14 protein-coding genes are annotated in these 22,153 nt (G+C 73.5%); 1 reads left to right on the top strand and 13 read right to left on the bottom strand.

The features are described 5' to 3' along the window. Positions 1-368 precede the first annotated feature (368 nt). The 11 genes from menC to H577_RS0112410 all read right to left on the bottom strand — a co-directional run bounded on the left by menC (position 369) and on the right by H577_RS0112410 (position 16,573). Positions 369-1,514: an o-succinylbenzoate synthase gene (gene menC / locus H577_RS0112465; protein WP_029146225.1), complete on the bottom strand. Its 1,146-nt coding sequence runs from the start codon at positions 1,512-1,514 to the stop codon at positions 369-371. Next, positions 1,511-2,680, bottom strand: coding sequence for a GNAT family N-acetyltransferase (locus tag H577_RS17125; RefSeq protein ID WP_051192012.1), 1,170 nt, complete (start codon positions 2,678-2,680; stop codon positions 1,511-1,513). Before H577_RS17125 ends, menC begins: the two co-directional genes overlap by 4 nt. Further along, on the bottom strand, positions 2,677-3,864 hold the full coding sequence (locus tag H577_RS0112450; protein WP_029146223.1) for a M20/M25/M40 family metallo-hydrolase: 1,188 nt from the start codon (positions 3,862-3,864) through the stop codon (positions 2,677-2,679). The genes H577_RS17125 and H577_RS0112450 overlap by 4 nt, the downstream gene beginning before the upstream one ends. After that, entirely contained in the window at positions 3,857-7,180 is a 3,324-nt protein-coding gene (locus H577_RS16460) for a serine hydrolase (RefSeq protein WP_051192011.1), read from the bottom strand. The genes H577_RS0112450 and H577_RS16460 overlap by 8 nt, the downstream gene beginning before the upstream one ends. Next, on the bottom strand, positions 7,177-7,971 hold the full coding sequence (locus H577_RS0112440) for an ABC transporter ATP-binding protein (protein ID WP_029146222.1): 795 nt from the start codon (positions 7,969-7,971) through the stop codon (positions 7,177-7,179). The genes H577_RS16460 and H577_RS0112440 overlap by 4 nt, the downstream gene beginning before the upstream one ends. Continuing rightward, complete coding sequence (locus H577_RS16455; RefSeq protein ID WP_051192010.1) at positions 7,968-9,734, bottom strand: dipeptide/oligopeptide/nickel ABC transporter permease/ATP-binding protein; 1,767 nt, start codon at positions 9,732-9,734, stop codon at positions 7,968-7,970. Before H577_RS16455 ends, H577_RS0112440 begins: the two co-directional genes overlap by 4 nt. Position 9,735: 1 nt before the next feature. Then, positions 9,736-10,734, bottom strand: a complete 999-nt coding sequence (locus H577_RS0112430) for an ABC transporter permease (RefSeq protein ID WP_051192009.1) — start codon at positions 10,732-10,734, stop codon at positions 9,736-9,738. 7 nt (positions 10,735-10,741) lie between these two features. Continuing rightward, complete coding sequence (locus tag H577_RS0112425) at positions 10,742-12,328, bottom strand: ABC transporter substrate-binding protein (RefSeq protein WP_029146220.1); 1,587 nt, start codon at positions 12,326-12,328, stop codon at positions 10,742-10,744. 268 nt (positions 12,329-12,596) lie between these two features. Continuing rightward, positions 12,597-14,216, bottom strand: a complete 1,620-nt coding sequence (locus H577_RS16450; protein WP_051192008.1) for a PucR family transcriptional regulator — start codon at positions 14,214-14,216, stop codon at positions 12,597-12,599. Between the two features lie 19 nt (positions 14,217-14,235). Continuing rightward, the gene (ahcY, locus tag H577_RS0112415; protein WP_029146219.1) at positions 14,236-15,708 is read right to left on the bottom strand and encodes an adenosylhomocysteinase; all 1,473 of its coding nucleotides are present in this window, start codon (positions 15,706-15,708) and stop codon (positions 14,236-14,238) included. A gap of 658 nt (positions 15,709-16,366) precedes the next feature. Then, positions 16,367-16,573: a DUF3499 family protein gene (locus H577_RS0112410; protein WP_029146218.1), complete on the bottom strand. Its 207-nt coding sequence runs from the start codon at positions 16,571-16,573 to the stop codon at positions 16,367-16,369. 215 nt (positions 16,574-16,788) lie between these two features. Here H577_RS0112410 and H577_RS16445 point away from each other — a divergent pair, with 215 nt between their 5' ends. Further along, positions 16,789-17,223 carry a hypothetical protein gene (locus tag H577_RS16445; RefSeq protein ID WP_029146217.1) on the top strand — a complete coding sequence of 145 codons (435 nt, stop codon included), beginning with the start codon at positions 16,789-16,791 and terminating at the stop codon, positions 17,221-17,223. A gap of 387 nt (positions 17,224-17,610) precedes the next feature. Here the strand turns inward: H577_RS16445 and H577_RS0112400 are convergent, their stop codons facing one another. Next, complete coding sequence (locus tag H577_RS0112400; protein ID WP_029146216.1) at positions 17,611-18,978, bottom strand: DUF5719 family protein; 1,368 nt, start codon at positions 18,976-18,978, stop codon at positions 17,611-17,613. A gap of 112 nt (positions 18,979-19,090) precedes the next feature. Beyond that, positions 19,091-22,060, bottom strand: a complete 2,970-nt coding sequence (locus H577_RS16440) for a glycosyltransferase (RefSeq protein ID WP_084516216.1) — start codon at positions 22,058-22,060, stop codon at positions 19,091-19,093. Positions 22,061-22,153: the final 93 nt, after the last annotated feature.

Raw genomic sequence — 22,153 nt, 5'->3', positions numbered from 1 at the left:
CGACCACGCCGAACCCACACGCCCCGAGCTCTACCTCACCGCCTGACCCCCCCCCAGGAAGCAACCAAAATGACACCACCCCACGGGACTTGACCTCGTCCTGTCCCGGTGATATCTCCTGCGCTCGGGCGCCGCGCAACGGGCCCCACGCCCTCGGGCGCCGGCCGTCGAGCCAGGCCGCAGGACCGAGTCGAAACGTCCGGCGGCCCCTCACGGGCACAGGAGATCTCACCGCATCAGGAGAATCCGGCCGACATCGTCCTGTCCCGGTGATATCTCCTGCGCTCGGGCGCCGCGCAACGGGCCCCACGCCGCCGGGCACCACGGCCCCGAGGCCCCGCGCCCCCCGGGCGCCGCGCCCCGGGGCCCTACGCCGCCCACAGCTCCTGCACGAGCCCGGCGTGCTCGTCGAGCATCTCGGGCACCGGCTCGACGCCCAGCCCCGGGCCGGTCGGCACCGCGATCGTGCCGTTCTCGAGCACGAACGGCTCGGTGATGTCGCGCGTGTAGAAGCGGTCCGAGGCCGAGATGTCGCCGGGCAGGGTGAACCCGTCCAGCGCGGCCAGCGCGGCATTGGCGGCACGGCCCAGCCCGGTCTCGAGCATCCCCCCGCACCACACGGCGATGCCGTGTGCCCGGGCGAGGTCGTGGATGCGGCGCGCCTCGAGGTAGCCCCCCACCCGGCCCGGCTTGATGTTGATGACCGAGGCCGCCCCCAGCGTGATCGCGTCGGCGGCGTCCTTGGCCGACGCGATGGACTCGTCGAGGCAGATCGGTGTGCTCATCTGTCGCGCCAGCGTCGCGTGCTGCACCAGGTCGTCTTCGCCCAGCGGCTGCTCGATGAGCAACAGCCCGTAGTCGTCGAGCCGGCGCAACTGCCGCGCATCCACCAACGTGTACGCGGCGTTCGCGTCGACCTGCAACGGCACGTCGTCGCCGAACGCGCGCCGCACCGCCGCGACCGGCTCGAGGTCCCACCCCGGCTGGATCTTGAGCTTGATGCGCACGTAGCCGGCGTCGAGGTATCCGCCGACCGCGCGCAGCAGGTCGTCGATGGAGTCCTGGATGCCCACCGACACCCCCGACGGCACGTGCGTGCGGGTGGCCCCGAAGTACTGCGCCAGCGAGACGCCGTGTGCGCGCAGTTGCGCGTCGAGCACCGCCATCTCGAGCGCGGCCTTCGCCATCGGGTGCCCGACGACGGGGGCGAGCACGGATGCCACCGTCTCGGCCGTGATCTCGGTGCCCTCGCGCTGCGCGTGCTGCAGCAGCGGCACCAGGTGACGCTCGGTCACCTCGCGCGCACCGGCGAGGTACTCGGACGAGTACAGCGGGTCGGCCAGCGACACGCACTCGCCCCACCCGGCGGTGCGCACCCGCCCGGCGGCCGTCTGCACGGTGCCGGTGACGTGCACGAGGTAGGTGACCCGCCGGGTCTGCGTGCCGAACGAGGTGGTGAACGGCGCCACCAGCGGCAGCGCGAGGTCGCGGACGGTGAGCGAATCGATGATCATCGGATCCTCCGGGTGAAGACGTAACGGTTGTCGGCGTCGAATCCGACGGGATGCCACGGTGACTCTCCCCCGGTTCCCACGAGCCGGGTCAGCGCACCGCGCAATGCCCGTCGCCACGCCCGGGCGAGCGCGGGGTCTTCCAGTCGCATGCGCTCGATGTCGGACGGGATCTGCACCGCGACGATCGGCTGCTGCCACGCGTCGGTGTCGGCGACCGGCTGCCCGGTGGCGGTCTGTGCCAGCACCGGCCACGCCTCGGTCTCGACCGACCGTCCGGCGGTCTCGGCCGACCGTCCGGCGGTCTCGGCCAGTGCCATGGCGGCCGGTGCCGTGGCGGTCTGTGCCGTGGCGGTCTGTGCCGTGGCGGCCTGCGCCGTGGCGGCCTGTGCCGTGGCGGCCTGTGCCGACGCCGCCGCGGCCTGGTCGCGGTGTGCCGACGCCGGCGCGGCCTGGTCGCGGCCCGCCGACCCCGGCGCGGCCTGGCCGCGGCCCGCCGACCCCGGGGCGGCCTGGCCGCGGCGCGCCGGGGCGGCCTGTGCCGTGGCGGTCTGTGCCGACGCCGGCGCGGCCGGGTCACGGCGTGCCGACGCCGTGGCGGCCTGTGCCGACGACACCGACGCCGGCGCGGACCCGCGCGTCGGTGCGCCCGCCGCCGCCCGCTGCGGCTGCGGAGCCGTGAGGTCCCAGCGCACCAGCAGCCGGTCGCTCTCGTCGCCGGCGTTGATGGCGTCGGCCATGACCCCGTAGTGGTTGACGTGGTACTGCACGGGCACGGCCCCGAGCGTACACAGGTTGAAGTGCGCGTTGCGGGCGATCAGCGGGTCGAAGGTCCATTGGATGCCGGTGATCCCGCGCTGAAGGCACCACCGGCGCTGATGGTCCTTCAGGGCCCGGCCGATGCCCGTGCCGGCGTAGGCGGGCAGCACCCCGGCGATGTGCGAATGCAGCAGGGTGCCCAACGGTTCGACGAAGAAGCCCACGCATCCGCCCACCATCGTGTCGCCGACGAACGCCCCGGCGGCGTAGTGGCCGCCGCTGCGCAATGCGATGAGGGTCGCCAGGTCGAGCATGGTGCGGCCGGGCCGGATGCCCCACACCCGGTCGAACAGGGCGACCAGCTCGGCCAGCTGCTCGTGGCCGTCGAGCGGGCGCACCTCGACGCTCACGCGACACCTCCGGCATCCCGCACCGCAACCTGCTCGCCCCGACCGGCCGCCTCGGCGCGCAGGGCCTGCAGCAGACCGACCAGCAGCGCGAGCCGGTCGCCGAGCCCGGCGACGACGGCGTGCTCGTCGTCGCCGTGCGCTCCCCCGCCCCAGGCGCCGAGCCCGTCGAGCGTGGGCGTGCCGACTCCGGCCGTGAAGTTGCCGTCCGACGCCCCGCCGACCCGGATCGGCACCGGCGCGGGCAGGCCGTGTGCGTGCGAGACCCGCTCGGCGAGCGCGAACAGCGCCGCCGCATCGGCCTCCTGCAGGGGCAGGCGGTTCACCCCGCCGGTGACGGTGACCGTGGCACCAGCGAGCGTCGGCGCGACGCGGCGGATGCGCTCGTCGAGGCGGCGCTGACTGTCGGCCGATTCGGCACGCACATCCACGTCGACGTGGGCCGCGGCGGGCACGGTGTTGGTGGCGGTGCCCCCGGCGACCACGGCGGGCACGACGGTCAGGCCCGGCTCGCTGTCGTTCAGGGCGGCGACCTGGCCGATGACGTCGGCGAGGCCGACCACCGCGTTGATGCCGCGTTCGGGCTCCAGCCCCGCGTGTGCGGCCCGGCCGTGCACGCTGATCCGATACATCGAGGTGCCCTTGCGCTGCACCTTCAGTTCGCCGCGGTCGCCACCGGCTTCGAGCACCAGGGCGGCCCGCGCACCGCGCGCCTCGCGTTCGATGAGCTCTCGCGAGGTGGCCGAGCCGACCTCTTCGTCTCCGGTGACCAGCAGCGTGATGCCGTCGAGGGCGGCGTCGCCCTCCAGGCTCCGCAGCAGGTCGAGGGCATGGATGCCGAGCACGAGCCCGGTCTTCATGTCGACCGAGCCGGGGCCGCGCAGCATCCCGTCGTCGACGCGTGCCGGGATGGTATCGAGGGTCCGCAGCGGCCACACCGTGTCGTGGTGGGCCAGCAGCAGGATGCGGGTGGCTCCCCCGCCGGTCAGCCGCAGGTGCGTCACCCCGTCGACGACGATGGTCTCGGGCGCCCGGCCCAGCCGTGCCTCGATGAGCGCGGCCACCGCCCGTGCGCTCGCGGCGACGGCCGCGTGGTCGGCGGACGGCGACTCGACCTCGATCAGTGCGAGCGCGTCGGCCACGACCCGGTCGCATCGGGCGGCGGCATGCGCGCGCAGGTCACTCATCGCCGACCTTGCGGAACGCGCGCGCCGCGAAGTGCAGCACGGTGCCGCCCGACAGGTCGCGCCGCCACAGCTGCGCCCACAGCGGCGACCCGGCGGTGCCGGCCAGGTACGTGCCGTCGGCGGCGCGGCGCACGGTGAACGACGTCTCGGCGACCAGTTCCTCGCGGCCCGTCGGGTTCATCCGTTCGAGGCGGGTGCCGCTCAGAGTACGACCGTCCCAGGTGAGGGTGATGGATGCCGCGGCGTCGCGGTAGGTGCCCTCCAGCGCGCGGGCGGCCGCCGCGTCGAGGTCGGCGCCGGGCGCCGACTCGGGCAGCGGGACCGGGGCCGCGGGCATGGTGATGCCGGCGAGCTCGGCGAACACGTCGGCGAGCAGCTCGTTCGCGGCCGCACCCATCAGCCCGCCGTTGGTCAGCAGCACGGCGGCGACGCCGGCTTCGGCGGCCACGCGCAGGAACGCCTGCTGGCCGATGGTGCCGCCGTCGTGCCCGTGCACACGCGCGCCACCCCAGTCGTTCAGCATCCACGCCAGCCCCTGCCGGTCGGCCACGCCCATGCGGTGGCCGCCACCCTGCTCGGTGCGCATGGCGGCGTGGTCGTCACGCCCCAGCAGCACGGGGTCGGGGCTGATCGAGTCGTAGGCGAACCGCAGCACGTCTTCGGCGCGGGCGTTGATGAGCCCGGCGGGGCCGGCCGAGCGGGTGATCAGCACGTGCGTGACCGGGTCGGGCCCGTCGTGGCCGACGGCCGAGGAGTGGCGCAGGATGTCGTCGGGCAGCGTGGTGGTGTGCGCCAGGCCGAGCGGGGTGAGGATGCGCTCGCGCAGCACGTCGTCCCACACCGCCTGCCGGCACACCTCGACGATGCGGCCGAGGATGACGAATCCGGTGTTGCAGTACGACCAGTCCTCGCCGGGGGCGAAGTTCTGGGCCACCTCGCCGAGGGCGGCGACGTAGCGGGCGACGGTGTCGTCGCCGCGGCCGGTGTCGATGAACACGTCGCCGTCGATGCCCGAGGTGTGGGTGAGCAGCTGGCGTATGGTGACGGTCGCGGCCACGTGCTCGTCGGCCACGCGAAGCTCGGGCAGCACGTCGCGCACCGGCGCGTCGAGGTCGAGCCGGCCCTCGGCGACCAGCTGCATGATGAGCACCGCGGTCCACACCTTCGAGATCGAGCCGATCTGGAACAGCGAGTCCGGCTGCACCCGGGCGCCGGTGCGGGTGTTCAGCACCCCGGCGGTGACCACGTGCACCTCGGGCCCCGACCGGGTGGTGGTGAGGATGCCCAGGCTCGCGCCGGGCACGGAGTACTTCGCGATGATCGTCTCGAGCCGGTTCTGCCACCGGGCGGGTTCGATCCCGGCGCGCGCCGGGGTCGGTGACAGGTGGCGTTCGAACCACGAGACGACGCGCCTGCTGTAGTCGGCCCGGTGCGAGGGCCGTCCGGTGAGGATGAACGCGTGCGCCTCGCCCGGGTAGAGCACGAGCTCGCTCGGCACGCCGGCAAGCACGAGCCCGGCATGCCATTGCTCGGCCTGGTGCACCGGGCACAGCTGGTCGGCGCCGCCGTGGAGCACGAGGGTGGGTGCGGTGACGTCCTGCACGTGTTCGAGCGGCGACAGGGCGCGGGCGCGCCCGCTGTCGGGGTCGAACTCGAACCGTTGCAGCACGATGCCCTCGTCGGAGTCGCCGGCCGGGTGTGCGAGGTCGCACACCAGCCCGCCGGCCACAGCCGCCGCGAACCGGTCGGTACGGGCGGTGAGGGCGGCGGTCATGAATCCGCCGTAGCTGTATCCGGTGACCACGAGTTGCCGCGGGTCGGCGACGCCCTCGGCGATCAGCGCGTCGACGGGTTCGAGCAGGTCGGGCAGGTCGGCATCGCCCCAGCCGTCGTGCACCGCGGTGAAGAACGCCTCGCCGTACCCGTCGCTGCCGCGCGGGTTGACCATGAGCACGGTGTACCCGCGGGCGACCAGCTCGGCGTGGTACGGGTGCATCGTGGTGAGGGTGCCGGTCCACGCGTTGTGCGGCCCGCCGTGCACGTCCAGCACCAGCGGCCCCGGCGTGCGTTCGGAGTCGGTGCCGTCGGGCGAGGTTGCGGCCGGTTCGGCGAGGAAGGCCTCGACGACGGTGCCGTCCGAGATGGTGAAGTGGCGCGACCGGTAACGCGGAAAGTCGATCCCGGCCGTGCGGGCACCGGCGTCGGTGAGCACGCGCGGTTCGCCGGGGCCGTGCAGGGGGTACTCCACGAGCTCGCCGAAGCCGGTGGCATCCGCGCGCACGACGCGCACCCGGCCGGCGGCGACCGCCAGCCCCGAGACGACGGTCTGCTCGCCGATGACGACCGGACGCGGCGCCGCACCGGTCAGATCGGTCGCCCACACGTGCGTGGACCCGCCCTCACGCAGGCAGAACACCACGGTGCCGTCGTCGGTGACGGCGGGGCGTCCGCCCGGATAGCCGGTGCCACCCGGCATGACGTTGCGGTCGAGGGATGCCGTCAGGCACAGGTCGCCGGCACCGTCCAGCGGCAGCAGCCAGAGGCCGGCGTGGCGGATGCCGGGCTCGGCGGCGCCGACGGCGAGCACGCCGGTGCCGTCGGGGGTGAACGCCAGCGGCGCGTGCACGGCCGCGGCGGAGCCGACCGTGGTGATCGGGAAGGTGGGGACTCCCAGGTCGAGCAGCCGCACCCGGCTGCGCAGGCCGAGCTGTTCGTCGCGCGTGATCGCGGCGGAGAACGCCAGTGTGGTGCCGTCGGGCGCGTACGCGGGTTCCGAGGCATCCCAGTCGCCGTCGGTGAGGCGGGTGAGCACGCCCGTGTCGAGTGCGAGTTCGAACAGGTGGGTGCGCAGCCGGTTACGGAGCCCGGCCCCGTCGACCTTGTACGACAGGCCGCGGGCGACCAGCGGGTCACCGCTGCCGCGGTCGACGGGGGCGGCGAATGCGACCCGGCGTCCGTCCGGCGAGACGACCGGCGCGCCGGCACCGTGCGGCAACGTGGTCAGGGCGCGGGCCTCGGCTCCGTCGGCGGTGATCACATGCACCTGGGGGCGGCCGGCGGCATCCTCCCGCAGGAACACGATGTCGCCGGTGACCGGGTTCCAGGTCGGCGCGGTGTCGCCGGGGCCGGTGGTGAGCCGCCGGGCGGGCCCGTCGGCGGGCACGAGCCACAGCTCGCTGGTGGCGCGGTCGGCGGCCCGGTCGGCACCGGTCAGGGTGAACACGGTGGTGCCGTCGGCGCGGGTGACCGGAGATGCCGGCACCACCACGTCGAGGTAGTCGTCGATGCGAGCCGGGCGGGTGGTCTGGGCGGTCATTCGAACATCGTCTCCCCGAGTCGTGGAATGGCGGCGATCAGGTCGCGGGTGTAGTCGTGCTGCGGGCGGTCGATCACGTCGAGTGCGGCGCCGGACTCGACGATCTCGCCGGCGCGCATGACGGCGATGCGGTCGCACACGTAGCGCACGACGGCGAGGTTGTGGCTGACGAACAGCATGGTCAGGCCGAGTTCGCGCTGCAGCGCCAGCAGCAGGTTGAGCACGGCGCCCTGCACCGACACGTCGAGCGCCGAGGTGATCTCGTCGGCCAGCAGCACCGCGGGGCGGGCGGCCAGCGCCCGGGCGATGGCGACGCGCTGGCGTTGCCCGCCCGACAGCGTGGCGGGGGCGGCGTCGGCGCGTGCCGGGTCGATCTGCACGGTCTGCAGCAGCCGTGCGACCTCGTCGCGGCACTGTCGTCGCGAGGGCGCGCCGGTCTTCTCGCGGCGGGCGGCGGCCCGGATCGCCTCGGCGATGGAGTCGCCGATGCTCATGCGCGGGTCGAGGCATGCCGACGGGTCTTGGAAGATCATCTGGATGCGGCGGCGCAGGCGGGCGGCGTCACCACGGGCGCGCACGAGGTCGACGCTGTCGGCGAGGATGCGGCCGTCACTGGGCTCGACGAGTCCGACGACGGCGCGGGCCAGGGTGGACTTGCCCGACCCGGATTCGCCGACGAGGCCCGTGACCTCACCGTCGGCCACCGTCAGGCTGACGCCGCGGACGGCGTGGAAGGCGCCGGCGCCGTGGCCGAAGCGCACGTGCACATCCTGCAGAACCAGACCGGTCATGAGTGCACCACCTCGACGTCGGCGAACGCGGCCCGGTCGGTGTCGCCGATGGTGGCCAACGGCTCATCGCGCGGGGTCTGCATGGTGGGCACGGCGGCCAGCAACGCGCGGGTGTACGGGTGCTGGGCGCGCCCGGCGACCAGGTCGGCGGTGGCGATGTCTTCGACGATGCGCCCGTGGTACATGACGAGCAGGCGCGAACACACCCCGGTGACGACGGCCATGTCGTGCGAGATGAGCAGCAGCGCGGCGCCGGTGGACTCACGCACGTCGTGCAGCAGCTGCAGCACGTCGCGCTGCACGGTGACATCCAGTGCCGTCGTGGGTTCGTCGGCGATGATGAGCGACGGTGTGCCCACCAGGCCCATGGCGATCATGGCGCGCTGGCGCATGCCGCCCGAGAACTCGTGCGGCAGCTGACGGGCCCGCCGCTCGGGATCGGGGATGCGCACATCCCCCAGCCGCTGCACCGCCTTGCGCAGCGCCTGCCGGTGGCTCAGTCCTTCGTGCAGCCAGCCGATCTCGGCGACCTGTGCGCCCACGCGCAGCGCGGGGTTCAGCGACGACATCGGGTCTTGGAAGACGAGGGCCAGGCGGGTGCCCAGCAACCTCGCGCGGGCGCGCGCCGACAGCCCGGGTGCGGGCCGGGCGCCGCGGCGCAGGTCGGTTCCGGCGAATCTGATGAGGGATGCCTCGACCTGCACGGTCGGCTCGGTCAGCTCGGCGATCGCGTGACAGGTGAGGCTCTTGCCCGACCCCGACTCGCCGACGATGCCCACCGCCTCACCGGGTGCGACCCGGAACGACACGTCGCGCACGGCCTGGGTGGGCCCGTCCGTCCCCGGCACGGTGACCACCAGGTGCTGCACGTCGAGCACGGCCTCGGTGTCGCCCGGCTCGGGCACGGATCCGCCCGGTGCGAGAGCGGCGGCACGGGCACGCGGCATCCGTCGCAACCGGCTGACCCCGGTGCTGCGGGCGATGGTCTCACCGAGCATGGTGAACACGAGCCCGGCGAACACGACGGCGATGCCGGGGGCCAGCGCGGTGGCGGGGTTGACGTAGATGCGCGACAGTCCTTCGTTCAGCATCCGCCCCCAGTCGAACTGCGGGGGCTGGATGCCCAGACCGAGGAACGAGAGGCCCGCAAACGCGATGAGCCCGGTGCCCAGCGAGATGGACGCGTTGACGATCAGCGGCTCGCGGATGTTCGGCAGGATGTGACGGCCGAGCAGCTGCAGCCGCGACACGCCCAGCACCCGGGCGGCGTCGATGTACTCGCGGCCGGCCACCGACGCGGTGAGGGTGTGCGTGAGGCGGGCGAACGCGGGGGCGATCGCGAGGCCGACGGCCAGCACGGCGGGACCTGCGCCCTTGCCGAGCACGATGAGCAGGAAGATCGCCAGCAGCAGCCCGGGGAACGCGATCGCGAAGTTGACGAAGGCGACCACGATCCGGCCCGCCCAGCGCGGCACGAGCGCGGGCAGGGTGCCGATCACGACGCCCAGCACAACGCCGATGGCGACCGCGCCGAGCGCCATCAGCACGCTCAGCCGGGTCGCGGTGAAGGTACGGGCCAGCACGTCACGGCCGGCGGCATCCGTGCCCAGCAGGTGCGCGGCACTCGGGCCCTGCGACAACGCGCCGGGGTCGGAGGCGACGGCCTGTGCGCCCCAGATGATCGGGCCGAACACGGCGAAGAACACAAGGACGAGAAGGCCCACGGCCGAGAAGATGCCGAGCGGGGTGCGCCATGCGGCCATGTCAGGCCTCCCGGATCGTGGAACGCGGGTCGACGAGCGAGAGCACGACGTCGACCACGAAGTGGATGAGCAGCACGATTCCGCCGTAGACGACGACGAGGGTCTGTGCGAGGGGGTAGTCCTTGTCGGTGATCGACGACACCAGCGTCTGGCCGAGGCCCGGCCAGGCGAAGATGCTCTCGACGAGCACGGTGCCGGCGATGAGGCTGCCGAGGATGATGGCCGACATGGTCAAGGTGGCGGTGAGCAGGTTCGGCAGGGCGTGCCGCAGGTACAGCAGCCGGGCGGGCATGCGCTTGGCGCGGGCGGTGCGCATGTAGTCGGCGTCGAGCACGGTGAGCGCCTCGGCGCGCACGATGCGCGACAGCAGCGCGATCGCGCCGATGGCCAGCGCCGCGACGGGCAGCACGTAGCTGGCGGGGCCGGTGCGACCGGCCACCGGCAGCAGGTGGGTGGCGACCGCGAACACGTACACCAGGCCCACCCCGAGCAGGAACTCGGGGACGACCGCGAGCACCCCCGACACGGTCGTGTAGCCGAGGTCGACCAGGCGGTGGCGGCCACCGCGGCTGATCGCGGCGAACAGCAGACCGGTGGGCACGGCCACCACGATCACCACCACGATCGTGATGAACGCGAGCTCGAGGGTGGCCGGCAGTCGTGAACCGATCACGTCGAGCACCGGCTGGTGCAGCGCGATCGAGTCACCCGGGTCGCCGGTGAGCAGCCCGCCGATGAAGCGCAGGTACTGCACCGGCAACGGCAGGTCGAGACCGAGCTGGTGCCGGGTGGCTTCGACCAGCGCGACCGGGGCGTTCATGCCCACCGCGAGGCGGGCCGGGTCGCCGGGGATCACCTGCAGCATGAGGAACGCCGCGGTCACCAGTCCCCACAGCGAGAGCACGAACGTGCCGAGCCGGCGCAGCAGGAACATCGCCCAGCCGCCGCCCGCGGCGCGCAGCCGCGGGCGGGGCAGGGTGGCCAGTTCGGTGGCGGTCATCGGCTTCTCACTCGAAGACGCGCAGCGCCGACCCGACGAACGTGTTGCCGAACGCCAGACCGGCGTGCGAGAAGTAGGTCTTGGCGACGGCGTTCGCGAACGGCACCACGTCGGTCTGCGCGAACAGAGCCTTCTCGGCCTGCGCCCACGTGGCGCAGGAGGCCGCGCCGACCTCGTTCGTCGCCTTGGCGACCGCGGCGTCGTAATCGGGGTTGTCGATCTGCGAGAAGTTCAGGCCCTTCGCCGGGGCCGGCCCCGAGAAGAACGGGGTGAGCATGCTCGGCAGGTTGACGTACAGCGGCTCCCAGGCGACGTCCCAGCCGGAGTTGTTCTTGCCGCTGAGCAGCGCCTCGACGGCCTTGTTGCCGTCGCCCGAGGTCATCTCGACCTTGGCGCCGAGCTTCGTCCACGCCTGCTGCGCCAGGTCGGCGGCGGCATCGTAGGTGTCGCCCAGCGAGTCGTAGAAGAACCGCACGGTCAGCGGGGTGCCGTCCTTGTGACGGATGCCGTCGGAGCCGAGCGTCCAGCCCGCCTTGTCGAGCGCGGCGGCGGCGGCCGCGGTGTCGAACGAGGGCAGGTTGCCCGACACGGTGTCGTCGACGCAGGCGCGCGGGTCGGTGGTGACCAGGCCCGTGGCCGGGCCGCCGCGACCGCCGGTGATCACCTTGGCGAGGTCGGCGAGGTTCAGCGCCTGCACGAGCGCGGTGCGCACGGCCTTGTCACCGGTGACGGTGCCGTGGTTGAAGTACATCTCGCCCGCGATGCGGCTGCGCGATACGGTCGTCAGTCCCGCCGAGTCCAGGCGCGCCTGGTCGTCGCCTTCGATCGTGGCGGCGCTGACCTCGCCGGCCAGCAGCTGGTTGGCGGCGGTCGACTCGTTGGTGATGATCTTCACGACGACGGTCTTGGGCAATCCGGCGGTCTTGGCGGTCGTGTCGTCCGGGCCCCACGAGTAGTCGGCGCGACGGGTGAACGTGTAGTGGTCGTTGGGCACCGACTCGCTGAGCGTGAACGGGCCGGATCCGGTCGAGCCCTTGGCGGCGGCATCCGGGTCTTTCAGCCCCGCCTCGCACAGGATCGGCAGCCGCGACGTGTTCATCAGCAGGAACGGCGACGGCTTCGGGGTCGAGATCGTCACCGTCTGCCCGTCGACGCTGGCGGTGGCATCGGCGGGCACGTACACGCCGCGCAGGGCCGAGCCGTTCTTCTCGTCGGTGACGAACGCGATGTTGTCGGCGACGGTCTGTGCGGTCAGCGGCGAGCCGTCGGCGCAGGTGATGCCGTCGCGGATGGTGTAGCTGACCGACGAGGGCGTCTCTTTCCACTTCTCGGCCAGCCAGGGGCCGACCTTGGCGGTTTCGGGGTCGACGTACACGAGGTAGTCGTACGCGATCTGGGCCATCGCGTGGGTCGGGGTGTTGGCGGTCAGCAGCGGGTTGAGCGTGCCGGGGTCGGCGTTCAGCGCGAGCGTGAACGTGCCGTCGACGGCGGGCTTTCCCTGCGGCGCGGCGGGGGCGCCGCCGGCCGCGCACGCCGACAGGGCGAGGCTTGCGACGCCGGCGAGCGCAAGGGCGGAAAGGAGTCGGGACCGCATGGGGGCCTCCTGGTCATGGGTCGGGTGGGCGGGCCACGTCGCCCGCTCGCTCCACTCAAGCGCAGACGGCGACCGGATGCTTCGTGCGATTCTCCGAACACGACGCTGTGCTTTGTGCAGTCGCACAAATGCACGGGTCGGTGACGTGCCAGGGGCGGCGAGGCGCCCGGGCTCGGCAACGTGCCCGGGTGGGCAGCGCGCCCGGCCGGCAGCTGCACTGCGGTGACGCACCTGAGTCGATAGCGCGCCGGGCGCGCCGGCGGCCGCTTCAGCGGGGCGGGGCCGGGAACAGCCGCAGCTGGAGCATCAGCCCGAACCGGGCCTCGGGGTCGTCGAGATCGACTCCGGCGATCTCCTGCAGCCGCTGCAGCCGGTAGCGGAACGTGTTCGCGTGCACATGGCAGGCCGCGGCGGCGCGCCCGATGTCGCCGAACGCGTCGAGCCAGGCGGCCAGGGTGACCACGTAGGCGGTGCCGTGCGCGGCGTCGTGGTCACGCAGTGCGGCCAGCGGCCCGCGCAGCGGCTCGCGTTCGGCGGCCAGGGCATCCGACAGCCGCAGCAGCAGCGATTCGATGCGCACCTCGTCGGCGCCGACCACGCACCGTGAGCGGGCGTCGCGGTAGGTGTGCAGCAGCACGCGCAGGGCGCGGTCGGCCTGACTGCGGGCCTGCTGCAGCTGGGTGATGTCGGCGGTCGCGTCGCCGACGCCGATGAGCACCGGCCGGCCGTGGCGGAACCGTTCGGCGAAGGCGGTGGCGATCCGCTGCGCGAACGTGTCGGGCGGCTGGTCGTGCTCGTGCGGCAGGATCGCGTAGACCACGCCGGCGACGGGGGCCACGACCGAGAGCGGATGCAGCTGGTTCAGGTACAGCCCGAGCGCGTCGGCCAGGCGTTGCAGTTCGGCGGCGGCATCCCCCGGTGCGGCCTCGTCGGTGTCGTGCCCGGGGTGGGTGGCGGCGAGTACCGATGTGGCCACGGCGCGGTAGCCGAGCCGTTCGGCGGCCTCTTTGGCGCGCACTCCCCCGTCGAGCAGGTTGAGCACCTCGTTGACCCGCAGCCGGCGCACGGCGTCGGTGCTGGCCTGCTGCCGGAACAGTGAGATGGATGCCGCGGCGGCGGCCTCGACGAGGGCGCTGCGCTGCAGCGGCGTGGGCGGCCCGTCGACGATCGCCCAGATCGAGCCGAGGGTCTGCGCGCCCGCGCGGATGCGCAAGGCGAGGCGGGGCAGGATGTCGGGGGCCAGATCGTCGATGTAGACGGGTTCATCCGAGGTGTCGATGCGGCGCAGCGCGCCCGTCGCCCGCAGCAGGTCGGTGTAGGTGCGGGGCACCTGGTGGCCGAGCACGCTCTGTTTGCGGGCTTCGTCGCCGCGGGCCTGGTCGGCCGAGAACGCCAGGATGCGGCCCACACCGTTCTCGATGGTGATGGGCCCGCCCAGCACCGCCGACAGCGAGTTGGCCAGGTCGAACAGGTCTGAGGTGGTGCCACGGTCGGCGTCGACGCCGTAGTGCAGCGGCGAGGGCTCTTCGGTCAGGTACGACGCCAGCCGCAGCCAGTCGGTGTCGGCGGGCGCGCCGAGCACGGCGACCGCCGCGTCCGACAGCGCCTGGCGGGCGGCATCGCCGCGCGGCACCGTCTCGCGCACCACGAGTGCGGCGGCGTCGGTGGCGGCGAGCGCAGCCAGAGCAGCGGCCAGGGCCGTGGCATCCCGGATGCCGGAGCCGAGCACGATGGCGCCCGTGGCGTCGGTCTCGGGCAGGTCTTCGATGAGCATGACCCGGCCGTAGGTGCGCTCGGCCCGTGCCGCGTCGAGCACGATGGGCGTGAGGTTCAGCTGTGCGGCGGCGTCGCCGACGGTGGCTCGGCGCGGCCGGGAGTGCGCGCTCACGTCGGCTGGCCTCCGCGCCTCAGTACCGGTAGTGGTCGAGCTTGTATGGTCCCTCGACGGGCACGCCCAGGTAGGCGGCCTGCTCGTCGGTGAGGGTGGTGAGCTTCACGCCGAGGGCGTCCAGGTGCAGCCGGGCGACCTTCTCGTCGAGGATCTTCGGCAGCGTGTACACCCCGACCGGGTACTGGTCGGTGCGGGTGAACAGTTCGATCTGGCCGAGCACCTGGTTGGTGAACGAGGCGCTCATCACGAACGACGGGTGCCCGGTGGCGTTGCCGAGGTTCAGCAGCCGACCCTCCGACAGCACCAGGATGCTGCGGCCGCTCGGCAGGCGCCACTCGTGCACCTGCGGCTTGATCTCGATCTTCTCGGCGCCCGGCAGCGACTCGAGCCCGGCCATGTCGATCTCGTCGTCGAAGTGGCCGACGTTGCCGACGATGGCCAGGTGCTTCAGTCCCAGCAGGTGCTCGAGCGTGACGACGTGGGTGTTGCCGGTTCCGGTGATGAGGATGTCGACCTGGTCGATCACGTCGTCCAGGCGCGCGACCTGAAAGCCGTCCATCGCGGCCTGAAGCGCGCAGATCGGGTCGATCTCGCCGACGATCACGCGGGCGCCCTGCCCGCGCAGCGCCTCGGCGGCGCCCTTGCCGACGTCGCCGTAGCCGACGACGAAGGCGACCTTGCCGCCGATGAGCACGTCGGTGGCGCGGTTGATGCCGTCGGGCAGCGAATGGCGGATGCCGTAGATGTTGTCGAACTTCGACTTGGTGACCGAGTCGTTGACGTTGATCGCGGGAACGAGCAGTTCGCCGGATGCCGCGAGCTCGTACAGGCGGTGCACCCCGGTCGTGGTCTCTTCGGTCACGCCGAGCAGGCCCTCGGCGATGCGGGTGAACCGCTGCGGGTCGCGGGCGAGACTGCGCCGCAGCAGGTCGAGGATGACCCGGTGTTCCGCGGAGTCGGAGGCCGAGGCATCCGGCACCTGCCCCGCCTTCTCGCACTCGACGCCCTTGTGTACGAGCAGGGTGGCGTCGCCGCCGTCGTCGAGGATGAGGTTGGGGCCGTCGAAGCCTTCGGCCGACCAGTCGAAGATGCGGTCGGCGCACTCCCAGTACTCGGCGAGGGTCTCGCCCTTCCAGGCGAACACGGGCACGCCGCGCGGCTCGGTGACGGTGCCGTCGGGGCCGACGACGACGGCCGCGGCGGCCTCGTCTTGGGTGGAGAAGATGTTGCAGCTGGCCCAGCGCACCTGCGCGCCGAGGGCGACGAGGGTCTCGATGAGCACCGCGGTCTGCACCGTCATGTGCAGCGACCCGGCGATGCGGGCGCCTTTCAGCGGCTGGGATGCCGCGAACTCCGCGCGCAACGCCATGAGGCCGGGCATCTCGTTCTCCGCGAGCCGCAGCTGGTGGCGGCCGGCCTCGGCCAGCGACAGGTCGGCGACGCGGTAGTCGAGCGGGCGTGCGTGAGCCTCGGGCGTGTCAGTCGGCATCCGCCCATTGTCCCACGCCTGCGCCGCCCCGCCCCTGCGTCGCGTCCGGCCTGCGCCGCTTCCCCGTCACCAGATCAGGAGATATCACCAGATCAGGAAGATCTCGCGGACATTCTCCTGTTCTCGTGATATCTCCTGAGCGCGTGACGTCCACTGCCGCCGCTGCCACCCACCGCGCCGCCGCCGGTATCGCCGTACTCGGTGACGCTGCGGCCCTGGAGCGAGCGCAGCGAGTCGGAACGCCCGTGCCCCTGGAATCCCGTCACCAGATCAGGAGATATCACCAGATCAGGAAGATCTCGCGGACATTCTCCTGTTCTCGTGATATCTCCTGATCGCGTGACGTCCACTGGCCGCCGCGGCCGCCCACCGCACCGCCGCCGGTGTCGCCGTACTCGGTGACGCCGAGGCCCTTGAGCGAGCGCAGCGGGTCGAAACGCCGGTGCCCCGGGGCATCCCAGCACCAGCTCAGGAGATATCGCCAGATCAGGAAGATCTCGCGGATAGTCTCCTGTTCTCGTGATATCTCCTGAGCGCGTGATGTCCACCGGCTGCTCCGCCACCGCGGCTGCCCACCGCGTCGCCGCCGGTGTCGCCGTACTCGGTGACGCCGAGGCCCTTGAGCGAGCGCAGCGAGTCGAAACGCCGGTGCCCGCGGCTACAGCTGCAGCGTCTCGTGGCGCACGACGACCCAGCCGCGCGGAACCGACAGCCGCTCGGTGTGCTGGCGGCACAGGTCGTGCGCGTGCGGGTCGCCCTCGCGCCCGAGCGGTCCGACCGCGGCCATCTGATCGGCATAGTCGTATGTCAGGGTCGACACCGCTTCGCGGGCGCATCCCACCTTGGAGCACAGTCTCTGGCGCATTTGCCTTCCACGGTAGCGGTCGCCCCGCCCTGTGCCCGCCACCGCCGCGCCCCCAGCCACCGCCTCGCACCGGTCGCCGCCGAACCCGCACCGGGGCCCACGACCTGCGCCCGGTGCTCCACCTCCCCCGACCTCCGGCCCGGCGAGTCGCCGTGGCCCACAGCCCAGCATCCCTGCACCCGCCACCGCCACACGCGCCCGCCTAGACTGGTCGCATGATGCGGCGCAGGGTCCAGCCGACGCGGCGGCAGCCGGTGCCCGACCGGCATGGGCGCCATGGCCGCCTCGGCCGCAGCTCGGTGGTGCGGCCCCCGCTTCCCCCGCTCGAGAACCGGTACGAGCGGTTCGACGTGGCCGTCACGGCGGCGGCGGAGTTCCTGCGCGCCGCGTGGCCGGACCTCCGCGACGTGCACTTCGAGGTCGCCGACGCGCCCGCGCACACGAGCGACGCCGGCGTGCCGCGGTGGCTGGTCGACCGCAATGACAAGCGCATCGTGATGTACCGCATCCCGATCGAACGGCTGATCAAGGTGCCACACGTCGACGACCGCGTGGTGCGGGTGTCGATCGAAGGCGCCGTCTTCCGCGCCGCCGCCGAGTACCTGGGCCGCGATCTGTGGGAACTCGGCCTCGGCTACTTCCGCTTCTGATCCGGGATGCCCCGGGGCCCTGCGCCGCCCCGGGCACGCACCCGCGCGGTGCAAAACTCCTCCACATCCAGCCCCGGCCTCTCATCGCGGCCCGGAATCCCGCGAGCGCCGGACACCCGACCGCGCGGATTGGAGGAGTTCTGCGCAGCGGGCGCGGCCGCACCCCGCGAAAGCCACAGCCCCTCCCCCGCGAAAGGCACGACCACCCAGCGAAAAGTGCAACCACTCCGCGCGCCGCCCCCGGGCACGCACCCGCGCGGTGCAAAACTCCTCCAAACTCGTCCCCGCCTCTGACGCGACCCGGAATCCCGCGGCCCCCGGACGCCCCGCCACGCGGATTGGAGGAGTTCTGCGCAGCGTGCGCGGCCGCACCCCGCCGCGAGCCCGCTACCGCGGGTAGACGACGACCGGGGCGGATGCGGCATCCTGCGGCCAGATCGGGAACGCCGCGAGCGCGGCCTTCCCGGCGAAGGTCACCGCCGCGTGCACCGCGCCGTCGGCCGTCAACGTGTAACCGGCGTCCGCACCGACCGGAATCGTCGTGGTCTCGCCCGGCGCGACGGTCACCGTCGTGCCGGACCCGCCGGACGAGGGCGTGATCGTCACCTGCACCGGTTCGCTGCCGGCCGGTGTCACCGCCAGCTGCGCGCCGGGCCCGTCCGGCACGGCGAACAGGGTGTCGCCGGCCGACAGCGCGGGCGCGGCGTTGACCCAGGCGAAGTCGTCGCCCGACCCGGTGCCGGTCGCCTGCCAGGCCGCGGCGACCACGGGCTTGTCGGCGGTCACCACTACCGTGTACACCCCGGGTGCCAGGCCGTCGAGCGTGGCCTCGACCGGTCCGTCCGCCTTCAGCGGCACCTGCATCGCCGGGCCGGTCGCGCCGTGCGCACCGAGCACGGTGATGCTCGCCTCGGTCGTGCCGGCCGCAGCGAGCAGACGCACCGTCGAGGTCGGCTCGTCGCCGGGCGCTGCGGTGACCCGCACACCGGTGATCACCTGCGTGGTCGCCGCGGCGGCGATCGCACCCTGCTGCGCGACCCCGCCCGGGGTCAGTCCCCGGGTGATGCTCGACTGCAGCGCCGCCCGCACGGGCGCGCCGGTGGCACTCACCCGCACCACCGGCGCCTCGACACCCAGCCCGAGGCCGGCCAGCGGCAGCACCTGCTCGGTGCCCGGGGCGACCACCAGGTGCGAGCCGGCGCCGGGGTGGGTGGCCCCGTCGGCACCGTAGAACGTGAGGTCGACGGTCGCGGCCACCGAGCCGGGGTTGGCCAGCAGCACCAGGTCGGACGCGCCGGTGGTGGTCGACCCGCCGACCAGCCACGACTCCATCAGCGCGGGGGCGCACGCGGCGGCGCTGAACCCGCTGAGATCCGACGCCGACACGGTCGCCGAGCCGGCCGCGGCCACCATCGGCACGGTGCGGCCTTCGGCCGGTGCGGTCAGCCGCAGCGGCCCCTCGCCCGAGATCCCGTCCATCTGCAGCACGTCCTGCGCGGCGTCGGCGGCGGCGGTCACGCTCTGGTCGGCGGCCACGGCGATGCCCGACGCGGCCTTCGCGTCACGACCGATCGCCAGCAGCGGCCCGCCGCAGGTGAGCACGGCGTCGGCGGCGGCCGGAGCCACCGAGACCGACGCGGGCGCCGCGGTGTGCGGCATCCAGTCGAACAGCACCCCGCCGCCGACCGCGGCCACCGTGGCGGCGGCGATCACAGCCCCGGCCACGAACCGGGCACTCGTTGTGATGCGGGTCATGACTGGTCCCCCTCGCCGACCACGACCGCAACGCCGGTCGCGGCCCCTGCGGCCACCGTGGCGGCGGCGATCACGGCCCCGGCGACGAACCGGGCGCTGGTCCCGATGCGGGTCATGACTCATCCCCCTCGCCGACCAGGGCCGCGTCGGCGGCGGCGGACGGGCCGGTCTCGACGTGCACCGGCACCGGCACCGCCTCGCGGCGGCCCACGACGCGCGGGGTGTGCCGGGCACGGCGGCGCGATGCCGCCGTGGGTACCGCCAACAGCAGTGCGACGGCGACGGCGATCAGTTGCGCGGCGGTGATGCCGTGCCCCAGCGAGGTGACGGCGACGGATGCCTCGGCCCGAGGCTTCACGCCGCTGGTGACCCGCCACAGGGTGCCCTTGTCGGTCTGTCCGACGGCGCCCAGGCCCTTGCGCTGGCTCATCGCGGTCTCGGCGGTGGCGTGCAGGGCGCGGGCGCGGTCGGCGTGCTCGTCGGCGGGAGCCAGCAACACGAACGCGATCCCCTGCGCCTGCAGCCGGGCGACGACGTCGGACGAGGTGGGGCTGACCAGGTCGGCGGCCAGCGCCGCCAACTCGCGGGCGCGCGCGTCGACGCCGGTCGCGGTGTCGAGCACGGTGGACTGGCCGCCCAGCGTCGCCGATTCGCCCCACACCACCTGCGCCTGAACGCCGCCGTCGGCCAGCGGCCGCAGCACGACGGTGCCGGTGTTCGGGTCGCTGCGCCCTTCGGCGGTGACGAAGGCGGGCAGCGTGGATGCCGGTCCGTCGGTCAACCGCGCCTCGTCGCGCAGATGGGCGGTCAGTGCCGGCAGGGCGAACACCGCCAGAGCGAGCATGACGACGGTGGCGGCGAGCACCCGCGGCCGCCCCGCGGCGATGGCGCGGTCGGCGTCGGGCGAAGCGTACAGTGCGAAGCCGGTGTCGAGTGTGAGCACGGCGGCGCCGACCGCGCCGGCCCACGCGAGACTCAGGGCGGTTCCGGGCCAGAGCGGGACGGCAGCGCCGTCTGTGAACGAGACGGCGATGCCGGCGGCGGCGCACGCGGTGGCGATGCCGAGCACGGCGACCAGCAGCAGCACGGCCCCGGCCAGCCAGCGCCGGGTGAACACCGCGGTGATCGCGAGCAGGCCGAGCGGGGCGAGCAGCACGAGCATCCATGCCGGTGAGAGCGTGGCCGCCCACGCGCCGAACGTGCCCGCATGCAGCAGGGCCCCCCAGCCGCCCGGGTCGGTGGTGGGCGATCCGGCGGCCAGCAGCGCGCGGCCGGCGGCGTCGGCGGCCACCTGCGGCCCCGCCCACGGAACGCCGGGGTCGGCGAGCAGCCCCCACAGGTTCTGTGCGCGCAACTGCGCGAATGCGACCGGCGCGAACAGCACGAGCGTCGGCACGAGTGTCCACGCCACGCGTGCGGCGCCGCGACCGCGCCGCACGGTGAGCATGACGACGAGCACGATCAGCCACAGCAGCACCAGGGCCGGGCCAAGCGAGGGCGCGCAGGCCGTGACGGCGGCCAGCAGCAGTGAGGCGCTGGCGGCGGCACCCCACGAACGGTGGGCGACCGATCCGGCGTAGAGCAGCCAGGGCAGCAGCAGGTGCACGAGCACGCCGGTGGGCCGGCCCTGGGTGAGTGCGGCCAGGAAGGTGGGGGCCAGGGCCCAGGCGACGGCGGCGGTGATGCGCAGCACCGAGCGGTCGGTGAGGCGGGTCGCGGCGAACCAGGCGCCGAGCACGGCCAGCGGCAGGGCGAGCAGCCACAGCACGACGAGCGCCCGCGACGGCTCGAACGGCCAGAGTGTGCCGATCAGCGCGATCAGCCCCGAGAACGGGTCCGCCGGGCCGATCTGGTCGAGGCCTTCGGGGCGCAGCCCGAACGCGGCGTCGGCCCACAGCCGGCCCACCGTGGCGCGCAGCGGGGCCAGCGCGCCACCGCCCAGGGCCGGCCAGGCCAGCAGTGCGGGGAACATGGCGATCGCAACGAGCAGGGCGCCCAGCACCGCCCACGCGCCGCCGCCCGAGAAGAAGCGCAGGTCGCCGCGGCGGGCGTGGTCGTCGTGCACATCGGGGTCGGGATGCAGCCCGGTACGAAGTTGTTCGCGGCTCACCCGCAGCGGGGCGAGCTGACTCCAGGCGACGCGGCGGACGGCTCGGATGCGGCGCCGGGCACGGGCGACCGCCCCCAGACCGACGAGCGCGGCGAACGCGGCACCCCATTCGGGCAGCACCCGCCCCGGCGTCTTGGCGACCAGTTGCACGACGGTGCGCCACAGGGCGACCGGCAGCAGGGCGAGCCAGAGCAGCGGCAGCGCGACCGGATGGGCGTAGGCGAGGCGACGCTGCAGCTGGGCGCGGCGGCGCATGTACCAGGTGCGGAAGGTGCGCTCGACCGGCAGACCGGGAAGGCCCGCGACGCCGTCGCCGTGCACGGCCACGCGGGCGGCGGGAACGACCACCACGCGGCCGCCGGCGAGCCTGGTGCGCACGCCCAGGTCGAGTCCCTCGTCGGCGCCGGCGAGGGCGGGATCGAGACCGTGCAGTTCGTTCCACACCTCGGTGCGCACGAGGATGCCGCGGACGTCGGCGCCGAGCACGTCTTCGGTGGCGTCGTGCTGGCCCTGGTCGTACTCGTCGTCGGCGAGTCCGACACTGCGGCCGTAACGGGTCATCGACACGCCCAGCGAGACGATGTGCTGGCGGTCGTTCCAGCGCACCAGCTTGGGGGCGACGATGCCCACCGAGGGGGCGATCTCGAGCGCGTCGGTGAGGTGTTCCAGGGCGTCGGGCTCGGGCACGGTGTCGTGGGCGAGCAGCCACACCGCGCCGCCGTCGATGCGGCGCGCGGCCAGCTGCACGGCGGCCGCGAAGCCGGTGGTGCGCGAGGCGGTGAGCACCGCTTCGGCACCGGATGCCGCGGCGAACGCGGCCGCGTCGGCGTCGTCCCCGCACAGCACGATGGTGAGCGCGGCGACCGTGCGGGTCTGCGCGGCCAGCGCCTGCAGCAGCCGTTCCAGGCGGTGGGCGGCCGGGATGCGCGCGTCGGGACGCACGACGAGGATGGCGTGTACTCGAGCGGGCATGACGTGGACAGCCTAGGCGAGGCATCCACTTGCGCCCCGCGCAACGCGCCGCGCCCCGCGACGCCGACCACCGCGCCGGCGCGGTGCGCGAAC

It is taken from the genome of Microbacterium luticocti DSM 19459 (assembly GCF_000422405.1).
In the GTDB taxonomy this organism is placed as follows: Bacteria; Actinomycetota; Actinomycetes; order Actinomycetales; family Microbacteriaceae; genus Microbacterium; species Microbacterium luticocti.
The sequence above is the reverse complement of the archived record's forward strand: the minus strand, read 5'-3'. Positions and strand labels throughout refer to the sequence as shown.

Excerpts from the sequence above, each read along its gene's own strand:
- menC (WP_029146225.1), bottom strand. The coding sequence starts at position 1,514 with ATGATCATCGATTCGCTCACCGTCCGCGACCTCGCGCTGCCGCTGGTG.
- H577_RS0112400 (WP_029146216.1), bottom strand. The coding sequence starts at position 18,978 with ATGACCCGCATCACAACGAGTGCCCGGTTCGTGGCCGGGGCTGTGATC.
- H577_RS0112440 (WP_029146222.1), bottom strand. The coding sequence starts at position 7,971 with ATGACCGGTCTGGTTCTGCAGGATGTGCACGTGCGCTTCGGCCACGGC.
- H577_RS0112450 (WP_029146223.1), bottom strand. The coding sequence starts at position 3,864 with ATGAGTGACCTGCGCGCGCATGCCGCCGCCCGATGCGACCGGGTCGTG.
- H577_RS16445 (WP_029146217.1), top strand. The coding sequence starts at position 16,789 with ATGATGCGGCGCAGGGTCCAGCCGACGCGGCGGCAGCCGGTGCCCGAC.
- H577_RS16460 (WP_051192011.1), bottom strand. The coding sequence starts at position 7,180 with ATGACCGCCCAGACCACCCGCCCGGCTCGCATCGACGACTACCTCGAC.
- H577_RS16440 (WP_084516216.1), bottom strand. The coding sequence starts at position 22,060 with ATGCCCGCTCGAGTACACGCCATCCTCGTCGTGCGTCCCGACGCGCGC.
- H577_RS16455 (WP_051192010.1), bottom strand. The coding sequence starts at position 9,734 with ATGGCCGCATGGCGCACCCCGCTCGGCATCTTCTCGGCCGTGGGCCTT.
- ahcY (WP_029146219.1), bottom strand. The coding sequence starts at position 15,708 with ATGCCGACTGACACGCCCGAGGCTCACGCACGCCCGCTCGACTACCGC.
- H577_RS0112430 (WP_051192009.1), bottom strand. The coding sequence starts at position 10,734 with ATGACCGCCACCGAACTGGCCACCCTGCCCCGCCCGCGGCTGCGCGCC.
- H577_RS0112425 (WP_029146220.1), bottom strand. The coding sequence starts at position 12,328 with ATGCGGTCCCGACTCCTTTCCGCCCTTGCGCTCGCCGGCGTCGCAAGC.
- H577_RS0112410 (WP_029146218.1), bottom strand. The coding sequence starts at position 16,573 with ATGCGCCAGAGACTGTGCTCCAAGGTGGGATGCGCCCGCGAAGCGGTG.